This is a genomic window from Streptomyces sp. NPDC086023 (genome assembly GCF_044540325.1).
Taxonomy (GTDB): Bacteria; Actinomycetota; Actinomycetes; order Streptomycetales; family Streptomycetaceae; genus Streptomyces.
In genome coordinates, this window is record NZ_JBITRX010000028.1 from 33827 (window position 1) to 50035 (window position 16209).

The following is a 16209-nucleotide window of genomic DNA, read 5'->3' on the forward strand; positions in this document are numbered from 1 at the left end:
CCTTGAAATTCCTAAGCCGTCAACCGAGTGCTCTGCCCGGAACCGGAGGTCGCGTCGCGGTACCAGTACTCGAGGGTCAGCACGTGCCACAGATGCTTGGAGAAGTCCCGCTGCCCGGCGGCGTCCTCGGCGGCCATGCGCTCCAGGGCGTCGCGCCGCAGCAGCCCCGCCCCGACGAGCGCCCCGTCGTGGATGACCTCGCGCACCAGCGGCGCCAGGTCCCGGCTCATCCAGGCCCGCAACGGGGCGCTGAACAGGCCCTTGGGCCGGTAGACGATCTCCCGGGGGAGGACCGAGGTGGCCGCCTCCTTCAGGACCGCCTTGCCCTGCCGGCCGACGATCTTGCGGTCGCCCGGCACGGCGAACGCCGCCCTGACCACCTCCACGTCCACGTACGGCACCCGCACCTCGGTCGAGGCGGCCATGCTGGAGCGGTCCGTGTACGCGAGGTTCAGCCCCGGCAGGAACATCCGGGCGTCCGCCAGGCACATGCGGTTCACGAAGTCGTCCAGGTCGTTGTCCCGGTAGACGTCCGCGTGCTCGGTCAGCACGTCCTCGACCGTCCCCGCCAGATCCGGACCGACCAGACCGAGCAGCTCCTCCCGGTCGTACATGGTGTAGCTGCGCCGGAACGCCGTCTCCTCCGGCAGACCGGCGAAGGAGAGGAACCGCTTCGCGAAACGCACCGACCGGTACCCCCGGCGGGCCGTGGCCACCGGCAGCCGGTCCACGGCCCCGGACACACCGCGCCGCAGCGGCCCCGGGATCCGCTGGTAGCGCAGCGCCACCAGATTGGCCAGGTGCTTGCGGTAGCCGGCGAACAGCTCGTCGGCGCCCATCCCGGAGAGCATCACCTTCACTCCGGCCTCCCGGGCCGCCGAGCAGATCAGGAAGGTGTTGATCGCGGCGGGGTCGCCGATCGGCTCGTCCAGGTGGTACGTCATCCGCGGCAGCAGGTCGAGCACGTCCGGGGCGATCTCGATCTCGTGCAGGTCCACCCCGAACCGCTCGGCCACCCGCCGGGCGTAGCGGAGGTCGTCCGGCATCGCCTCGAACTTCGCGTCCTCGGCGCGGAACCCGATCGTGTAGGCCGAGATCCCCGGCTGCTCGCGGGCCGCCAGCGCCGTCAGGTAACTGGAGTCGAGACCGCCGGAGAGGAAGGTCGCCACCGGCACGTCGGAGAGCAGGTGGCGCCGGGCCGACTCCTCGACGACGGCGGCGACGTCCGGCAGTTCACCGGCCCGGGCCCGCTCCCGGCCCTCGGCCGCGACCTCCTTCAGGCTCCAGAACCGGCCGCGCTCCGTCCGGCCGTCGGGCCGGCAGCGCAGCCAGCTGCCCGGCGGCAGCTTCTCCGCCTCGCGGAACGCACACCGCGAGTCCGGCACCCAGTAGTACAGCAGCGAGGCCACCAGCGCCCCGTGGTCCACCTCCAGCGACCCGCCGGTCGCCGCGGCGAGCGCCTTCAGCTCGGACGCGAACACCACGCCCTCGCCGCGCCGGAGCAGGAACAGCGGCTTGATGCCGAGCTGGTCGCGGACGAGCACCAGCTCACCGGTCCGCTCGTCGAAGACACCGAACGCGAACATGCCCCGCAGCCGGGGCAGGCAGTCCGTGCCCCAGCGCCGCCAGGCCTCCAGCAGCACCTCGGTGTCCGACGTGCCCCGGAACCGCACCCCGGCCGCCGCCAGTTCGGCCCGCAGCTCGGGCGCGTTGTACAGCTCCCCGTTGTACGTCAGGACCAGTCCGTCCTTCGCCATCGGCTGGGCGCCGGTGCCGGACAGGTCGATGATGGACAGGCGGCGGTGCCCGAGGTGCACCTCGCCGTCCCCCGCGGCGTGGCTGTACCTGCCCGCCCCGTCCGGTCCCCGGTGGGCGAGGGTGTCGGTCAGCCGGTCGGTCACGGCCTTCCCGTCCGGCCACCGGTACGTGCCTGCGATGCCACACATGTCCTACCTCGCCTCCTGGTCGGTGTCCGGGACCCGGGCGGCCCACTTCGGCAGCCGGTCCGCCGGCCGGGCGGTCCCGTTGGGCCGGGCCGGCCGGTCGTTCCGGGCGCGCGGCGGGGCGTACGGCCCGTCCCACAGCGTCCCGTCGGTGCGGTCGAGCGGATCGGGGTCGACCAGTACGACACCGATCACCGGGACGCGCTGCTCGGCGAGCTGCCGCGCCACGGTGTGCAGCCAGCCCGCGCTGCCGTGCCCGGCCCGTACGACGAGCAGCGCGCGGGCGCCGAGGTGCCGCAGGTCGGTCCACGCGGTGCCGGGTGCCACCGAGCCGAGCCCGACCCGGTTCCCCCCGTACGGCCCCTCCGCCTCAGCCTCCGCCTCCGGCCCGGCGCCGGCCACGGCCGGGTCGCCCGGCTTCGCGCGGCGCCCGGCGAGCCGCGGGGCCGGCAGGCCGTCGACGACCGCCACCGGCCGCCCCTCCGAGCCGAGCGCCCGGGCGAGGTCCACGGCGATCTCGCCCGCCTTGCGCGCACAGCCCAGTTCGAGCACCGACACCGGTTCCGCGGAGTCCCGCACGGTGCGGGCCAGCGTGGTCGTGAGCCGTTCGCGGGTCGTCCGGGTGCCGCGGCGCCGCCACGGCTTCCCCGAACGGCGGGGCAGCTCCGCGATGACCGAGGCACCGAGGTGCGCCGCGATGTCCCGGCGCAGCACGGGCCGGTCCGCCACCACCGTGCCGACCGCGGACACCGCGAGCCCGAGGACCAGGCCGAGGACCAGTCCGATCGCGGCGTGCGTGGCCGTGTCCCGGGCGGGGGAGCGCCGCACCGCACGCGGCGCGTCGACGATCTGGGTGCCGGCGACGAGCCGGGGCGTGCCGAGCCGCGCCTCCGCGGCGCGCCGGTCGAACTCGGCCGCCCGCGAGGTGAGTTCGGCCCGGCGAGAGAAGAGCGACTCCATGGCCGCCGACGCCTTCGCCCCGCTGTCCGGCGATCCCTCCCCGATCTCCTTGTTGACCTGGGCGAGTTCGGCCCGCAGGCGGTCGCGCTGCGCGAGCAGGGTCCTGGCCTCGGCGGCCGAGGACTCCTGGATCCGCCGTACGTGGTCGGCGACGAACGCGTCGGCCAGGGCCCGGGCGCGGGCCACCGCGTCCGCGTCGCTCTCGCCCATCACGTCGATCTGCAGCAGGTTGTTGGTCAGTCCGGTGCCGGTGTAGTCCTCCATGAAGTCCGCGGGCTTCTGCGGGGACTTCAGGGTCTCCAGTGCCTTGCCGGCGATCCGGGTGGTGTGCAGCAGCGCGGCGTCGGTGCGGATCAGCGTGCCGGGGTCGTTCGGCTGGTCCTCCTGGTGCGCGACCAGCACCTTGGTCACGGCGGTGGGCGGCGTGGGCATCAGCACCGCCAGCGCCGTGCCGATGACCAGCCCCAGCAGCGCCGCGGAGCACCACAGGCGCCGGCGCCGCCACACGGCCACCACCAGGGAATGCAGGTCAAGCAGCGGAGCGGCGGCCGGCGACTCCGTGGTCGTACTCGTCGTCACCCTGAACTTCCCGTCGCGTCGTGGCCGGCGAGCACCGGCTTGGCTCCATGCCGAGAGCGGCCCCCCGCACGGGCCGGACGGGCCCGTACCGGATCGGCGAGGACGGTGCCGACGAGCTCGTGCCCGGCGTCCGCGCAGGCCTCGGCGATGCCGGAGAGCTCCTCCGCCGTCCAGTTGCCCGCGCTGAGCACGACCAGGGCACCGGCCTCGTCCTCGCGGTCGGGCACCGTCGGCCGGAGCACCGCCACCCGGACCACCCGCAGCGCGGGATCCGCGTCGTCCGCGGCGGGTTCGTCCCCGGCCCCAGTGAGGACGAGCTGCCCGGCGGCCCGGCGCGCCAGCTCGTCGCCGTCCGGGACGACGACCAGCAGCCGCCGCCGGCCGGGTGCCCGGTCCCGGAGGCGGGCGTGCACCCGCCGGTAGCGGAGCTCCTGGCCGGTCTCGTCGGCCGAGGCCCGCGGGGCGGGCGCGTTCCACCGGCCCTCCATGCCCAGCAGCCGCCGGATCCGGGCCCGCGGGCCGGGGTTCTGCGGCCGGTACGCGGCCCCCTCGACCGGCACGTCCACCGTGCCCAGCAGCACCGAGCGCAGCGCGGCGGCCATCTCCGGCCCGGTGCGCAGCCGCCGGCTGGTCCGGGCGGCGGTGAGATGGCCGATGACCGCCACCAGGACGAACAGCAGCGCCCCGCCGGCGACGAGGTGGACGGTCGTCGGGGGCGCCTCGGCGGTCGGCCGCGGCGCAGGCCCCATGACGACCATGCCGGCCTTGTCCGTCGCCGGGTCGGCCTGCTCCAGCTTGTCGGCTGCCTCCTGCAGCGCGGTGCGCAGCTTGGTGAGCTCGGTCCTGGCCTGCACGCTCTCGACGGTCCGCCCCGGGTCGGTGGCGTTGGACAGCTCGGTGATGCGCCGGCTGGCCTGGGCCACCATCTCCCGCAGTTCCTCGGGCCGGCCCGCCGCGTCGGGATCGGCGTTGTCGCCCATGACCCGTGCGGCGAACGTGACGAACTGCCGGGCCACCTGGTCGGCGAGCCGCTGGGCCCGCTCCGGCGTCTCGGCCGTACCCGAGATCTTGATGATGTTCCCTTCGGAGGCCTGGGCGGCGACCTGCTCCCGCAGGCCGTCGCCGTCGACCCCCTTCCAGCCGAGCGCGGCCGCCGCGCGGTCGACCACGACCGAACTCGTCGCGATCTGCGCCTGGGTCAGCAGCTCACGCTCCTGCCAGGCCCCCGGCAGCAGGATCGACGCCGAGGTCGTGTAGCGCGGCGGGAAGAGCAGGGAGGTGCCGTAGCCGACGAGCGCACCCACCAGGGCGAGGATGGTGAGCAGCCGCCGGCGCCGGCGGAAGATCCGGCCGATGGTGACCAGCCGTATGGTGTCGTCGCTCAACGGCCCGGACTCCTCCTTGCCCGGTCCGGGTCGCCCGCCCGCAGCGGGGCACGGTCACGGCAGGCCGCGGCGTACGCGGCGAGCAGGGACGCCTGGGAGTTCGGCCAGGAGAGCGGTCCGCCGATCCGCTCCTGACCGATCTTGCCCATCCGGGCGCGCCCGTCCGGATCGTCCAGCAGCTGTGCGACGAGCCGTGCGAACTCCGCCTCGTCGTTGGCGGGGGCGTAGACCGCGGCGTCGCCGGCGGAGACCCGCGCCTCCTTGAGGTCGAACGAGACGATGGGCCGGCCCATCACCATGTACTCCAGCACCTTGTTCATGGTCGACACGTCGTTGAGCGGGTTGCGCGGGTCGGGCGAGAGGCACACGTCCGCGGTGGACAGGTAGCGGGCCAGGTCGGCGTCCGGAATGCGGCCGGTGAACTGCACCTGCTCCGAGAGCCCGAGCCGCCGGGACAGCTCCACCATCGCGTCGAACGTGTCGCCGCCGCCCACGAACACCGCGTGCCAGTCGGTCCGTCCCTGCTCGTCACGCAGTTTCGCCAGGGCCCGCAGCGCGTAGTCGACCCCGTCCTGGGGGCCCATCACGCCGAGGTAGCACAGCAGATGGGGCTTGCCGCGCTTCAGCTCCGGCTCGGGCGGCACCGGCTGGAACCGCCCGGTGTCGGGCGCGCTGCGCACCACGAACACGTCCTCCGGCCGCTGCCGGCCCCGGCTCAGCGCCACGTCCCGGTAGCTCTCGTTCGTGGCCAGCACGACGTCCGCCGTCCGGTAGGTGAGCCGCTCCAGGGCGCAGACGGCGCGGTAGAGGAAGTCCTTGCCGCGGTTGAACCGGGAGAGGTACAGCTCGGGTACGAGGTCGTGCTGGTCGAAGACGAACCGCGCGCCGCGCCGCTTGAGCCAGAGGGCCGGCAGGAACAGCAGGTCCGGCGGGTTGCAGGCGTGGACCACGTGGACCGGCCCGACCTTGCGGGCCAGCCGGAACGTGTGCCACAGCGCCGCGCCGTACTCCTGCGCGAAGCCGGCCGGACCGCCGGTGGCGGCGCGCAGCGGGTAGCGGTGGATCCGCACCCCGTCGATCTCCGCCTCCGGTTCGGTGTCCCGCTTCTCGCCCTGGGGGCAGATGACGTGCACCTCCCAGCCCGCGTCGCGCAGCGTGGTGCACTCCTGCCACACCCGCCGGTCGAACGGCACCGACAGGTTCTCCACCAGGATCAGCGCGCGCCGGGCAGGGCGGCCGCCGCCGGTCGGGTCACCAGGCAAGGCCCACGTACCCCCGTTCGGCCCGGCGCGCCTCGGCGTCGGGGACACGGATCAGGTCGACGATCACCGGACCCTCGCCGTGCGGCAGCGCCGACAGGACGGCGGGGTCGCCGGTGCCGACGAGGCAGACCTCGGCGTGCCGCAGCACGTCCTCGACGGAGTCGGAGAGCAGCTTCGCGAGGTGCGGGAGGCGCGTCTCGACGTACTCGCGGTTCGCGCCGAGCAGCCGGGAGAGGTTGACGTTGGGGTCGTAGATGCGCAGGTCGTAGCCCTTGCCGAAGAGTCTCTCGGCGAGTTCGACGAGCGGGCTCTCGCGGAGGTCGTCGGTGCCCGGCTTGAAGGACAGCCCGAACAAGCCGATCCGGCGCTTGCCGGTGCGCTCGACCAGCTCCACGGCGCGCTGCAGGTGGTCGGAGTTGGACGGCAGCACGTGGGAGAGGATCGGCACCGACACGTCGGCCTGCCGCGCGGCATGGACCAGGCTGCGCAGGTCCTTGGGGAGGCAGGAGCCGCCGAAGGCGAAGCCGGGCCGCAGGTAGGCGGAGCTGATGTTGAGCTTGCGGTCGGCCAGGAACACGTCCATGACCTGGTGCGAGTCCACGCCGAGCGCCTGGCACACGGCGCCCAGCTCGTTCGCGAAGCCGATCTTGAGGCCGTGGAAGGCGTTGTCCGCGTACTTGATGGCCTCGGCGGTGGGGACGGGCACCCGGAACACCTCGCCGGGCAGTCCCGCGTACAGCGCGGCCACGACGTCGCCGCTGGCCGGGTCGAGCTCTCCGATGACGGTCTTGGGCGGGTCGAAGAAGTCCCGCACGCTGGAGCCCTCCCGCAGGAACTCCGGGTTGACCGCGACACCGACGTCCACGCCGGCCGTGCCGCCGATGTACTTCTCCAGGATCGGCACCAGCAGGTTCAGGCAGGTGCCGGGGAGCATGGTGCTGCGGAACACGACGGTGTGCCGTCCGCCCCGCCCGCCGCGCTCGGCCAGCGCGGCGCCGATCTGCTCGGTGACCCGCTCCAGGTAGGTGGTGCACAGGCTGCCGTTGGGTTCCGACGGCGTGCCCACGCAGACCAGCGACACGTCGCTGCCCAGGACCGCTTCGCGGACGTCGCCGGTGGCCCGTAAGGCCCCGGTCCGCACCACCTCGGCGATGAGGTCGCCGATCCGTTCCTCGACCACCGGGGCCCGGCCGGAGTTGACCAGGTCGACCTTCACCTGGCTGACGTCCACTCCGATGACCTCGTGTCCGAGGCTGGCCAGGCACGCGGCCGACACGCAGCCCACGTAGCCGAGCCCCAAGACGCTTATCCGCATGTCCCGTTCCTCCCCCCGGCCAGGCCCCAGTGGCCTGCCGTCCGCCAGCTGACCGGACTGCACGCTCCGTGCATCAGTAGGCCCCCTGCCCCTGAAGCACCGCGCGCAAGGTCTTCCACAAGATCACCGTGTCGAGCGCGAGCGACCAGTCCTCGACGTACCTGAGGTCCAGCCGCACCGCCTCCTCCCACGGCAGGTCACTGCGGCCGCTGACCTGCCACAGGCCGGTGAGGCCGGGCTTGACCAGCAGCCGGCGCCGGATGTCCGGGCCGTAGGCGGCGGACTCCTCCGGCAGCGGGGGCCGCGGACCGACGAGCGACATCGATCCGGTGAGTACGTTGAACAGCTGCGGGAGCTCGTCCAGCGAGTACCGGCGCAGCCGCGCCCCCACCCGGGTCACCCGCGGGTCCCGGCGGAGTTTGAAGAGCAGGCCCGCGCCCTCGTTGAGGCCTTCGAGTCCGGCACGGGCCCGGTCGGCGCCGGCGACCATGGTGCGGAACTTGACCATCATGAAGGGGCGGCCGTCCTTGCCGATCCTGCGCTGGCGGTAGAACACGCCGCCCCGGCTGTCCAGCGCCACGAGCAGTCCCACGAGGGCCATGACGGGTGCGAACAGCAGCAGCAGGAAGGCCGCGCCGAGCCGGTCGACGACCTCCTTGACCGCCCGGGGCCCTCCGGTGAACGTCGGCATGCTGACCCGCAGCAGCGGGATCCCGAGCACCGCGTCGACGTGCAGCCGGGGGCCCGCCACCTCCATCAGCACGGGGGCCACGACCATTTCGGCGTCGCTGCCCTCCAGGTTCCAGGCGAGCCGTTGCAGGTGCTCGGGGGACCAGTGGGGGTCCGGGGTGACGGCGACGACCCGGTAGCCGTCGCGCCGCACGTGGCCGGCGACGTCCGTCAGCCGGCCGACGACCGGGACGCCGTCGAGGCGGTCACCGTCGGTTCCGAGACCGTCCGGGGTGCAGACGGCGTCGACCCGCCAGCCGAGGTGCGGGTACTTGCGCACCCTGGTGATCAGGTCGTGCACGGTGGCCGGGCTGCCGGCGGCGAGTACGGGTCTCAGGCACCTGCCTTCCTGGCGCTGCCTGTGCAGCCGGAGGCGCAGTACGTACCGCGTGGTCATGGTGACGAGTGCGATCGCCGGGATGGCGACGAACACCCAGAGCTTGATGTGGCGTGAGGTGAGGGCGATCCCGCCGAGTGCCAGCACGACGGCCGTCGTGAACAGGGAGCGGCCCAGCCGGCGGAACTCCTCGGCGCCCTGGCCGAGGACGGCCGGCGTCCACGCGCGGCCCACCGCCAGCGCTCCCAGCAGCAGGAGCTCGGTCGCGACGGCGAGGGTGCCCCACTGTTCGTGCCAGTGGGTGGCCTCCCGGTCCCCCAGGGAGGCGCCGATGACGGCCACCACGAGGGCGGTGGCCAGGGTGTCGCCGAGCACGACGCTGCGGCGGTACTGCTGTTCCCAGTCGCTCGCGGGCCGGTTGCAGGTCCCGTTCCCCAGCCGCCCGCGTGCAGCCGGAAACGGGCTGGCTAATTCCCTCTGCTGCACAGGACCCCCCCAGGTCGCCAGTGCTCCGGCGACTTCGCCTCACACTGTTTTCTCGCACGGGAGGTCCCCACCTCCCGCGAATGGCATACCGGTTATTGCAGCTATTGCGGCTCTACGTGAAACCCATCCGAGCGGCAGCGGACCCGCATGTTCTACCAGAGTCCCGTCCTGGCAGGGAACCCGGTGAATTCCGGATGCTCCCGTGCGCCCCCCTCGGGCCCCGGGATGATCGTCAAGAGATGATCGGCTCGTGTCCAGACGTCTGAAGCAGTGGTCAATCTAGACCATCGCGGCCCGTCTGGAGAGTGAATGTGTGCAACTTGCGGTCAAGTTGCGAAGAGTGATCCACAAGTCGGTGCCGGAGGCGCGTGCCGTGACGGGGGTGGCAGGCCATGTGGCCTGTTGCTAAGGGGAGTTGAGCGGCCCGTAGGGGCCGGCCCGCGGAGGCGGCCGGAACGGGCCGCCGGCGGTGCCGCCGACGGCTCCCGGGGCCCCGTCCGCCCCCGTTGAGCGGTCGCCACCGGCGAACGCTCCGGCTCGCGCGCCCCCTGTGCGCCGGCCGGGTCGCCGGGTGCCCCGCCCACGCCGGGACATCCGGCCGGACGGTGCCGCGGGGCCGGGCCGCAAGCCGGAATTCAACCTTTAGCGGCTGCCCGTCAAACAATTTCCGAATTCATTCCCGGGGAATGCCGCCGGGCCTCTTTGCCCGTGCTTGACGGCTCCGGACATCCGGGGCGCCCGGGGCCCGCTCATCTACGCGGAGTAAAGCCGCGGTAATTCACCCCGCGGGAAATGTGCACCGTTTACCGGGTGTTCACCGGCCCGGCCCCGCACAAAGTACCGTCCGGCCGAATTCCGTCGGCCCGGACGGCTGCTCCGCCGGGGCGGTCCGCGCCGACCGCATGCCCGGGGGCCGCGAGGGGTCACCCGGGCCTCGGCCCCGGCCCATGCCCAGGCCCATGCCCAGGCCCATGGCCCGGCCCGGGCGTCACCCGCACCCGGGGGAGCGGCCGCCCCGATGACCCGCCGCCGCATGCCCGGCGCTGTGCGGGGCAGGAGCGGAGTGATCCGTTCCGGCTAATCGAACAGGAGGCGGCGATGGACGGGATCGTGATGCTGCGGGAGGACCACAAGACGGTCGAGAAGCTGTTCAAGCGGTTCGAGAAGACCGGTGACGAGGACGTCGACGAGCGCCGCGAGATCGTCGACGAGGTGATCGGCGAGCTCACCGTCCACGCCTGGATCGAGGAGCGGATCTTCTACCCCGCCGCGCGGGAGGCCGCTCCGGACACCACCGATCACGTGCTGGAGAGCGTCGAGGAGCACCACGCGGTGGTGTGGATGCTCTCCGAGCTGAAGGACATGGACGCGGCCGACGAGCGGTTCAAGGCCAAGATGACCGTCCTGATGGAGAACGTCCGGCACCACGTCGAGGAGGAAGAGGACGACTGGTTCCCCGAGGTGCGCAAGGCCATGGGCCGCAACCGGCTCGTGGAGCTCGGCGAGCGGATGGAGGAGGCCAGGGCGGACGCCCCGCGCGACCCTCTGGAGATCCCCAGCGCCCGCGACGACGTCGTCGGCGACGACGGCACCACGCGGGACGAGGCCTCGGCAGGGGACGAGGACCCCGACGAGCAGGACGAGTCCGAAGAGCCGGAGGAGCTGCCCACCGCCCGGGCCGCCTGACGCCCCCGGCGTCACTGGCCGCCCACCCCTCCGGCGTCACTCGCCCACCCGCCACCGGTCCGGGAAGCCCCCCCGCGGCGCCCGGGCCGGTGGTCCTGCGCGCGCAGGCCCGCCCCCGTACCCGGCAAAGATTTCGATTGAATAACGGAGCGGGAGGTGAAAGTCGTTCAGGTCTGTATTGGTTTCCCCAACTCTCCTTTCATCCAACATGATTGAGTGAACATCAGATGTAATCGAAAGGTAACGTTCAGGTATCCTCGCGCCGGTTGCCCTTTGTCTGAATTCTCCCGTGCTTCCCTCTGGCACCCTTTCGCCAACTCCCTCATCGAAACCAGGATCTTCGAGGTACTGAAGTGAGCGAAAGACGTCGCCGCGGGCGCGGAACCAGAGGGCTCACGGCCGCCCTCGTGCTGGCGCTGGCGGGTGCCGGCGCGGGCATCGGACTGGTGGTCACCCCGCGGGCCTCCGCCGTCACTCCGCCGGTTTCCTTCACCGCCGACAGCCTGCCCACCTGGCAGACCAACGGCATCGTGTGGGCCATGGCCCAGGTGAACGGCACCGTGTTCGCCGGCGGGACCTTCTCCGAGCTCCGGCCGCCGGCCGGCGCGGCCGGGACCCCGCGTACGGCGGTGAACTTCGCCGCCCTGAACGCCGCGACCGGCGCCCCCACCTCGTGCCGGCTGTCCTTCACCGCGAGCAGCGGCACCGCCACCGTGCGCGCCCTCGTCGTCTCCAAGGACAAGAAGACCCTGTACGCGGGCGGCCGGTTCGGCGCCGTGAACGGCGTCAAGGTTTCCAACGTGGCCGCGATCGACATAGCCGGCTGCACCCCGAAGGCGGCCTTCCACCCGAGCTTCTCGGCGACCGTGCGCGGCCTCGCCGTCTCCGACACCACCCTGTACGCCGCCGGCGACTTCAGCACCGTCCAGGGCCAGACCCGCCGGAAGTTCGCCGCGGTCAACGCCGCAACCGGCGCGCTCCGCGCGTTCACCGCGAACGCCGACGAGTCCGGCCGGGCCGTCGAACTCACCCCGGACGGCCGGAACGTGCTGCTCGGCGGCGACTTCTTCACCGTCAACAACAGCTCCAGCCACGCCCTCGCCGTGGCCGACGCGGTCTCCGGGGCGGTCCGCAAGACGTACAGCAGCTTCCACCGCCTCTCCGTCGTCATGGACATCGCCACCGACGCGACCGGCTTCTACACGGGCAACCAGGGCAACGGGGGCGGCGTCTTCGACGGGCGCGCCGCGTTCGACCTGGACGGCTTCGGCGAGCGGTGGCGCGACCGCTGCCTCGGCGCCACCCAGAACGTGCTGCCGTACGGCGGGGCCCTCTACATCGCCTCCCACGCCCACAACTGCGCCACCGAAGGCGAGTTCCCGGACGACGGCAAGCGCCGCTACCTGATGGCGCAGCCCACCGCCCACAAGGGCGCCGTGCCCGCTCCGGTGGACGGCTTCGTGCCCGGCCCGCGCAAGCTCGGCTGGTTCCCCGCCGTCAACGGCGGCGTCGGCGAGGGTGTCGGGCCCCGCGTGATGGCCGCCGCGTCCAAGGACGGCGTCGCGTACCTCTGGGTCGGCGGCGAGTTCACCACCGTCAACACCAAGCCCCAGCAGGGTCTGACCCGCTACGCGTCCACCGGCGACGTCGGCAACCCGACCACCCCGGTCGCCAGCGCCGGCAGCGTCGGCCCGGGCGAGGTGCAGGTCCGCTGGCGCACCAGCTTCGACGCCGACGACAGCAGGCTGACGTACCGGATCTACCGCAACGGCGGCAGCACCCCGGTCCACACGATGACCGCCGACTCGCTCGAGTTCGAGCGGCGCCAGGCCTCCTGGACCGACACGGCGGTCACCGCCGGCACGACGTACACCTACCGGGTCACGGCCACCGACGGCGCGGGCAACACGAGCGCCAAGTCGGCCACCGCCTCCGTGACGGTGCCGGCCACCACCCAGGCCTACCCCGACCGGGTCCGCGCCGACGGAGCCCAGCTGTACTGGCGCTACGACGACACCGTCAGCCCGTACGTGGCCGACTCCTCCAAGGCCGGCAACACCAGCGGCCTCCAGGTCGGCGGCCCGGCCCTGCGCCAGGCGCCCGGCGCGGTCAACGGCACCAGCACGGCCATCGGCTTCAACGGCTCGGGCCAGCAGGTCTACAGCGACCACCGCCAGACGGTGGGCAGCGCGTACAGCCTCGAAACGTGGTTCAGGACCGGCAGCATCCGCGGAGGCAAGCTGATCGGCTTCGGCAGCCACACCACGTGGAACAGCAGCCAGTACGACAAGCAGCTCTACCTGACCGACACCGGCCGCGTCGTGTTCGGCGTCTACCCGGGCTCGGTCCAGGTGATCGCCTCGCCCTGGCAGGAGGCGTACAACGACAACCAGTGGCACCACGTCGTCGCGACCCAGGGCCCGTCCGGCATGGCGCTGTACGTCGACGGCAAGCTCAAGGCCACCTCGGGCGTCACCGGCCACGGGGAGTTCACGGGCTACTGGCACGTCGGGGGTGACAACCTCGCCGGCTGGCCCGCGCGTCCGAGCAGCGACGCCTTCGCCGGCCAGATCGACGAGACGGCCGTCTACCCGAAGGCGCTGACCGCCGCCCAGGTGTGGAACCACTACGGCCTGGCGTCGATCTCCTGATCGCGCCCGCCCGACGGAGCCCCGGGGGCCGGCCGGACCGGCCGGCCCCCGGGGCCCGTCCCGTCGTGACATGGATCACCCGACCCCTCCGGATCACGGAAGGGTCACGACCGCTCCCGCCGGTGTGAGATGTCGGGATATGGGGACTAGGGCGCCGTTTCTCCCCCTCCCGCCGAATGCCCGTCTCGCACGACGAGACGATCGACCGGAAATCCCTTGGCGCACCGCAGTCTGACGCCCCGACGGCCGTCTCACCCCTCGGTCACCACCGTCCGACTGCACGTCGGCGGACGCTTTTCAAGCCGGGTCCGCCGAGCCGCGCCCGTCGACAACTCCCCTGACTTGCCAGCCCGTTGCGCCCCTTCCAAGAATGGCGGCCCGCTCGGCGCCCCAGCGGCCCCGGGCGCTCACGCTTGGCGAACACCGAACGAGGTCATGCATGCAGAAGCACCGCAGGAAGAGCCAGTACACGAAGATCGCCATCGGCGCCGTCGCGCTCGGCGTGGTGGGCATACCCACCGCCGTCGCGGGCCTGGGCGCGGAGGAGGCGGGCGCCGTGACGCGGACCGCCGCGTCGGCCACGCGTACGGCACCCGAGGCCGGCACCGCCGCGGCCGCGGCGTCCGACGCGTCGGCCCCCGCCGCCCCGGCCGCCGCGAAGAAGCCCACCGCGGCCGAGCGCGTGGTGGCGCTGGTGAACAAGGAGCGCGCGAAGGCCGGCTGCCGCGCGGTCAAGATCAACACGAAGCTGACGAAGGCCGCCCGCAACCACAGCAAGGACATGGCCGCCCACCGCACCATGTCGCACACCGGCTCCGACGGCTCGGACCCCGGCCAGCGCATCACCCGGGCCGGCTACCGCTGGCGCACGTACGGCGAGAACGTCGCCTACGGCTACAGCACCCCGTCCAAGGTCATGGCTGCCTGGATGCGCAGCCCCGGCCACAAGGCGAACATCCTGAACTGCGCGTTCAAGGAGATCGGCGTCGGCGTCGCCCAGCCGGACCACTACTGGACCCAGGTCTTCGCCAGCCGCCTCTGACCGGCGCGGTCGCCGCCGGGGCCGGGCCCCCGGCGGCACCCCGCCCGCCCCGCGACGCCCGTGCCGGAGCGCTCCACCCCCGTCGAACATACGATGGGCGGGAGCCGGCGCGACCAGCTCGGCGCACCGGCGGCCGGAGCACCCAGGGCGGAGCACCATGCCACAGGCCACCGAAGCGGCGCGGACCGTCATCCTGACGGTGGACGACGACCCGGGGGTCTCCCGCGCCATCGCCCGCGACCTGCGGCGCCGCTACGGCGGCGGGTACCGGATCGTCCGGGCCGAGTCCGGCGGGTCGGCCCTGGAGGCGCTGCGCGAGCTGAAGCTGCGCGGCGACCTGGTCGCCGTGATCCTGGCCGACTACCGCATGCCCCGGATGAACGGCATCGAGTTCCTGGAACAGGCCATCGAGGTCTACCCGGGCGCGCGGCGCGTCCTGCTGACCGCCTATGCCGACACCAACGCCGCCATCGACGCGATCAACGTCGTCGACCTCGACCACTACCTCCTCAAACCGTGGGACCCCCCGGAGGAGAAGCTCTACCCCGTCGTGGACGACCTGCTCACCGCCTGGCGCTCCAGCGACCACCGGCCGGTACCCGCCACCAAGGTGGTCGGGCACCGCTGGTCCGCCCACTCCTCGCACGTGCGCGAGTTCCTGGCCCGCAACCAGGTGCCGTACCGCTGGTACTCCTCCGACGAGCCCGAGGGCAGGCGCCTGCTGGCCGCCGCCGGCGCCGACGACCGCCGGCTGCCCCTGGTGGTCACACCGGACGGCAGCGCGCTGATCGAGCCCGAGACCCCCGAGCTCGCCGCCCGCGTCGGGCTCGCGACGACCCCGGCCGCCGAGTTCTACGACCTCGTCGTCATCGGCGGCGGCCCGGCCGGTCTCGGCGCCGCGGTCTACGGGGCCTCCGAGGGGCTGCGCACCGTCCTGGTCGAGCGGTCGGCGACCGGCGGACAGGCCGGCCAGAGCTCCCGCATCGAGAACTACCTCGGCTTCCCGGACGGCGTCTCCGGAGCCCAGCTCACCGACCGGGCCCGCCGCCAGGCGACCCGCTTCGGCGCCGAGATCCTCACCGCCCGCGAGGTCACGGGACTGGAGGCGCACGGCGCCGCCCGCGTCGTGCGCTTCGCCGACGGCTCGGCGGTCGCCGCGCACAGCGTGATCCTGGCGACCGGGGTCTCGTACCGGCAACTGGCCGTCCCCGGGTGCGACGACCTGACCGGCCGGGGCGTCTACTACGGCTCCTCCCTCACCGAGGCCTCGTCCTGCGAGGGCCAGGACGTGTACGTCGTCGGCGGCGCCAACTCCGCCGGACAGGCCGCGGTGTACCTCGCGCGCGGCGCCAAGTCGGTCACGCTCCTGGTGCGCGGCGCGTCCCTGACGTCCTCGATGTCGCACTACCTCGTCCAGCAGATCGAGGAGGCGCCGAACATCACCGTCCGGCCCCTGACCGTCGTGGAGGAGGCCCACGGCACCGACCACCTGGAACGGCTGACCCTGCGCGACGCCGTCACCGGAGTCCGCGAAGTGGCCGAGGCCCACTGGATGTTCGTCTTCATCGGCGCGGCCCCGCTGACCGACTGGCTGGAGGGCACCGTCCTGCGGGACGGGAACGGCTTCATCCTCGCCGGACCCGACCTCACCCCGGACGGCCGCCCGCCCGCGACCTGGGAACTGGACCGGCCCCCCTACCACCTGGAGACCAGCGTCCCCGGCGTCTTCGTGGCCGGCGACGCCCGAGCCCGGTCCGCGAAGCGCGTCGCGTCCGCCGTCGGCGAGGGCGCCATGGCCGTGATGCTCGTCCACCGCTACCTGGAGCAGTCATGA

10 protein-coding genes are annotated in these 16209 nt (G+C 73.0%); 4 read left to right on the forward strand and 6 right to left on the reverse strand.

Features of this window, described 5'->3' with window-relative positions; all coding sequences use genetic code 11:
- Nucleotides 1-11: 11 nt before the first annotated feature.
- The 6 genes from asnB to ACIF6F_RS34150 all read right to left on the reverse strand — a co-directional run bounded on the left by asnB (nt 12) and on the right by ACIF6F_RS34150 (nt 8996).
- Nucleotides 12-1946, reverse strand: coding sequence for an asparagine synthase (glutamine-hydrolyzing) (asnB, locus tag ACIF6F_RS34125; protein WP_399956326.1), 1935 nt, complete (start codon nt 1944-1946; stop codon nt 12-14).
- 3 nt (nt 1947-1949) lie between these two features.
- Nucleotides 1950-3482 carry a Wzz/FepE/Etk N-terminal domain-containing protein gene (locus ACIF6F_RS34130; protein WP_399956329.1) on the reverse strand — a complete coding sequence of 511 codons (1533 nt, stop codon included), beginning with the start codon at nt 3480-3482 and terminating at the stop codon, nt 1950-1952.
- Nucleotides 3479-4867: a Wzz/FepE/Etk N-terminal domain-containing protein gene (locus tag ACIF6F_RS34135; protein ID WP_399956332.1), complete on the reverse strand. Its 1389-nt coding sequence runs from the start codon at nt 4865-4867 to the stop codon at nt 3479-3481. The genes ACIF6F_RS34130 and ACIF6F_RS34135 overlap by 4 nt, the downstream gene beginning before the upstream one ends.
- Nucleotides 4864-6129, reverse strand: a complete 1266-nt coding sequence (locus ACIF6F_RS34140; RefSeq protein WP_399956335.1) for a glycosyltransferase family 4 protein — start codon at nt 6127-6129, stop codon at nt 4864-4866. Before ACIF6F_RS34140 ends, ACIF6F_RS34135 begins: the two co-directional genes overlap by 4 nt.
- Nucleotides 6119-7444 (reverse strand): nucleotide sugar dehydrogenase, encoded by a 1326-nt coding sequence (locus ACIF6F_RS34145; RefSeq protein WP_399956338.1) that lies wholly within the window; start codon nt 7442-7444, stop codon nt 6119-6121. Before ACIF6F_RS34145 ends, ACIF6F_RS34140 begins: the two co-directional genes overlap by 11 nt.
- A gap of 73 nt (nt 7445-7517) precedes the next feature.
- Nucleotides 7518-8996 carry a sugar transferase gene (locus ACIF6F_RS34150; RefSeq protein ID WP_399956341.1) on the reverse strand — a complete coding sequence of 493 codons (1479 nt, stop codon included), beginning with the start codon at nt 8994-8996 and terminating at the stop codon, nt 7518-7520.
- Between the two features lie 1098 nt (nt 8997-10094).
- On the opposite strand from ACIF6F_RS34150, the gene ACIF6F_RS34155 reads away from it, so the two are divergent.
- The 4 genes from ACIF6F_RS34155 (at nt 10095) to ACIF6F_RS34170 (ending at nt 16209) form a co-directional block, all read left to right on the forward strand.
- Nucleotides 10095-10682, forward strand: coding sequence for a hemerythrin domain-containing protein (locus ACIF6F_RS34155; protein ID WP_399956344.1), 588 nt, complete (start codon nt 10095-10097; stop codon nt 10680-10682).
- A gap of 353 nt (nt 10683-11035) precedes the next feature.
- Entirely contained in the window at nt 11036-13333 is a 2298-nt protein-coding gene (locus tag ACIF6F_RS34160; RefSeq protein ID WP_399956349.1) for a LamG-like jellyroll fold domain-containing protein, read from the forward strand.
- Nucleotides 13334-13772: 439 nt separating this feature from the next.
- Complete coding sequence (locus ACIF6F_RS34165; protein ID WP_399956352.1) at nt 13773-14375, forward strand: CAP domain-containing protein; 603 nt, start codon at nt 13773-13775, stop codon at nt 14373-14375.
- Nucleotides 14376-14532: 157 nt separating this feature from the next.
- On the forward strand, nt 14533-16209 hold the full coding sequence (locus ACIF6F_RS34170; RefSeq protein ID WP_399956354.1) for an FAD-dependent oxidoreductase: 1677 nt from the start codon (nt 14533-14535) through the stop codon (nt 16207-16209).

What these genes read in the sequence shown, in the direction of transcription:
- ACIF6F_RS34165 (WP_399956352.1), top strand. Translation starts at nt 13,773, where the DNA reads ATGCAGAAGCACCGCAGGAAGAGCCAGTACACGAAGATCGCCATCGGC.
- ACIF6F_RS34155 (WP_399956344.1), top strand. Translation starts at nt 10,095, where the DNA reads ATGGACGGGATCGTGATGCTGCGGGAGGACCACAAGACGGTCGAGAAG.
- asnB (WP_399956326.1), bottom strand. Translation starts at nt 1,946, where the DNA reads ATGTGTGGCATCGCAGGCACGTACCGGTGGCCGGACGGGAAGGCCGTG.
- ACIF6F_RS34145 (WP_399956338.1), bottom strand. Translation starts at nt 7,444, where the DNA reads ATGCGGATAAGCGTCTTGGGGCTCGGCTACGTGGGCTGCGTGTCGGCC.
- ACIF6F_RS34170 (WP_399956354.1), top strand. Translation starts at nt 14,533, where the DNA reads ATGCCACAGGCCACCGAAGCGGCGCGGACCGTCATCCTGACGGTGGAC.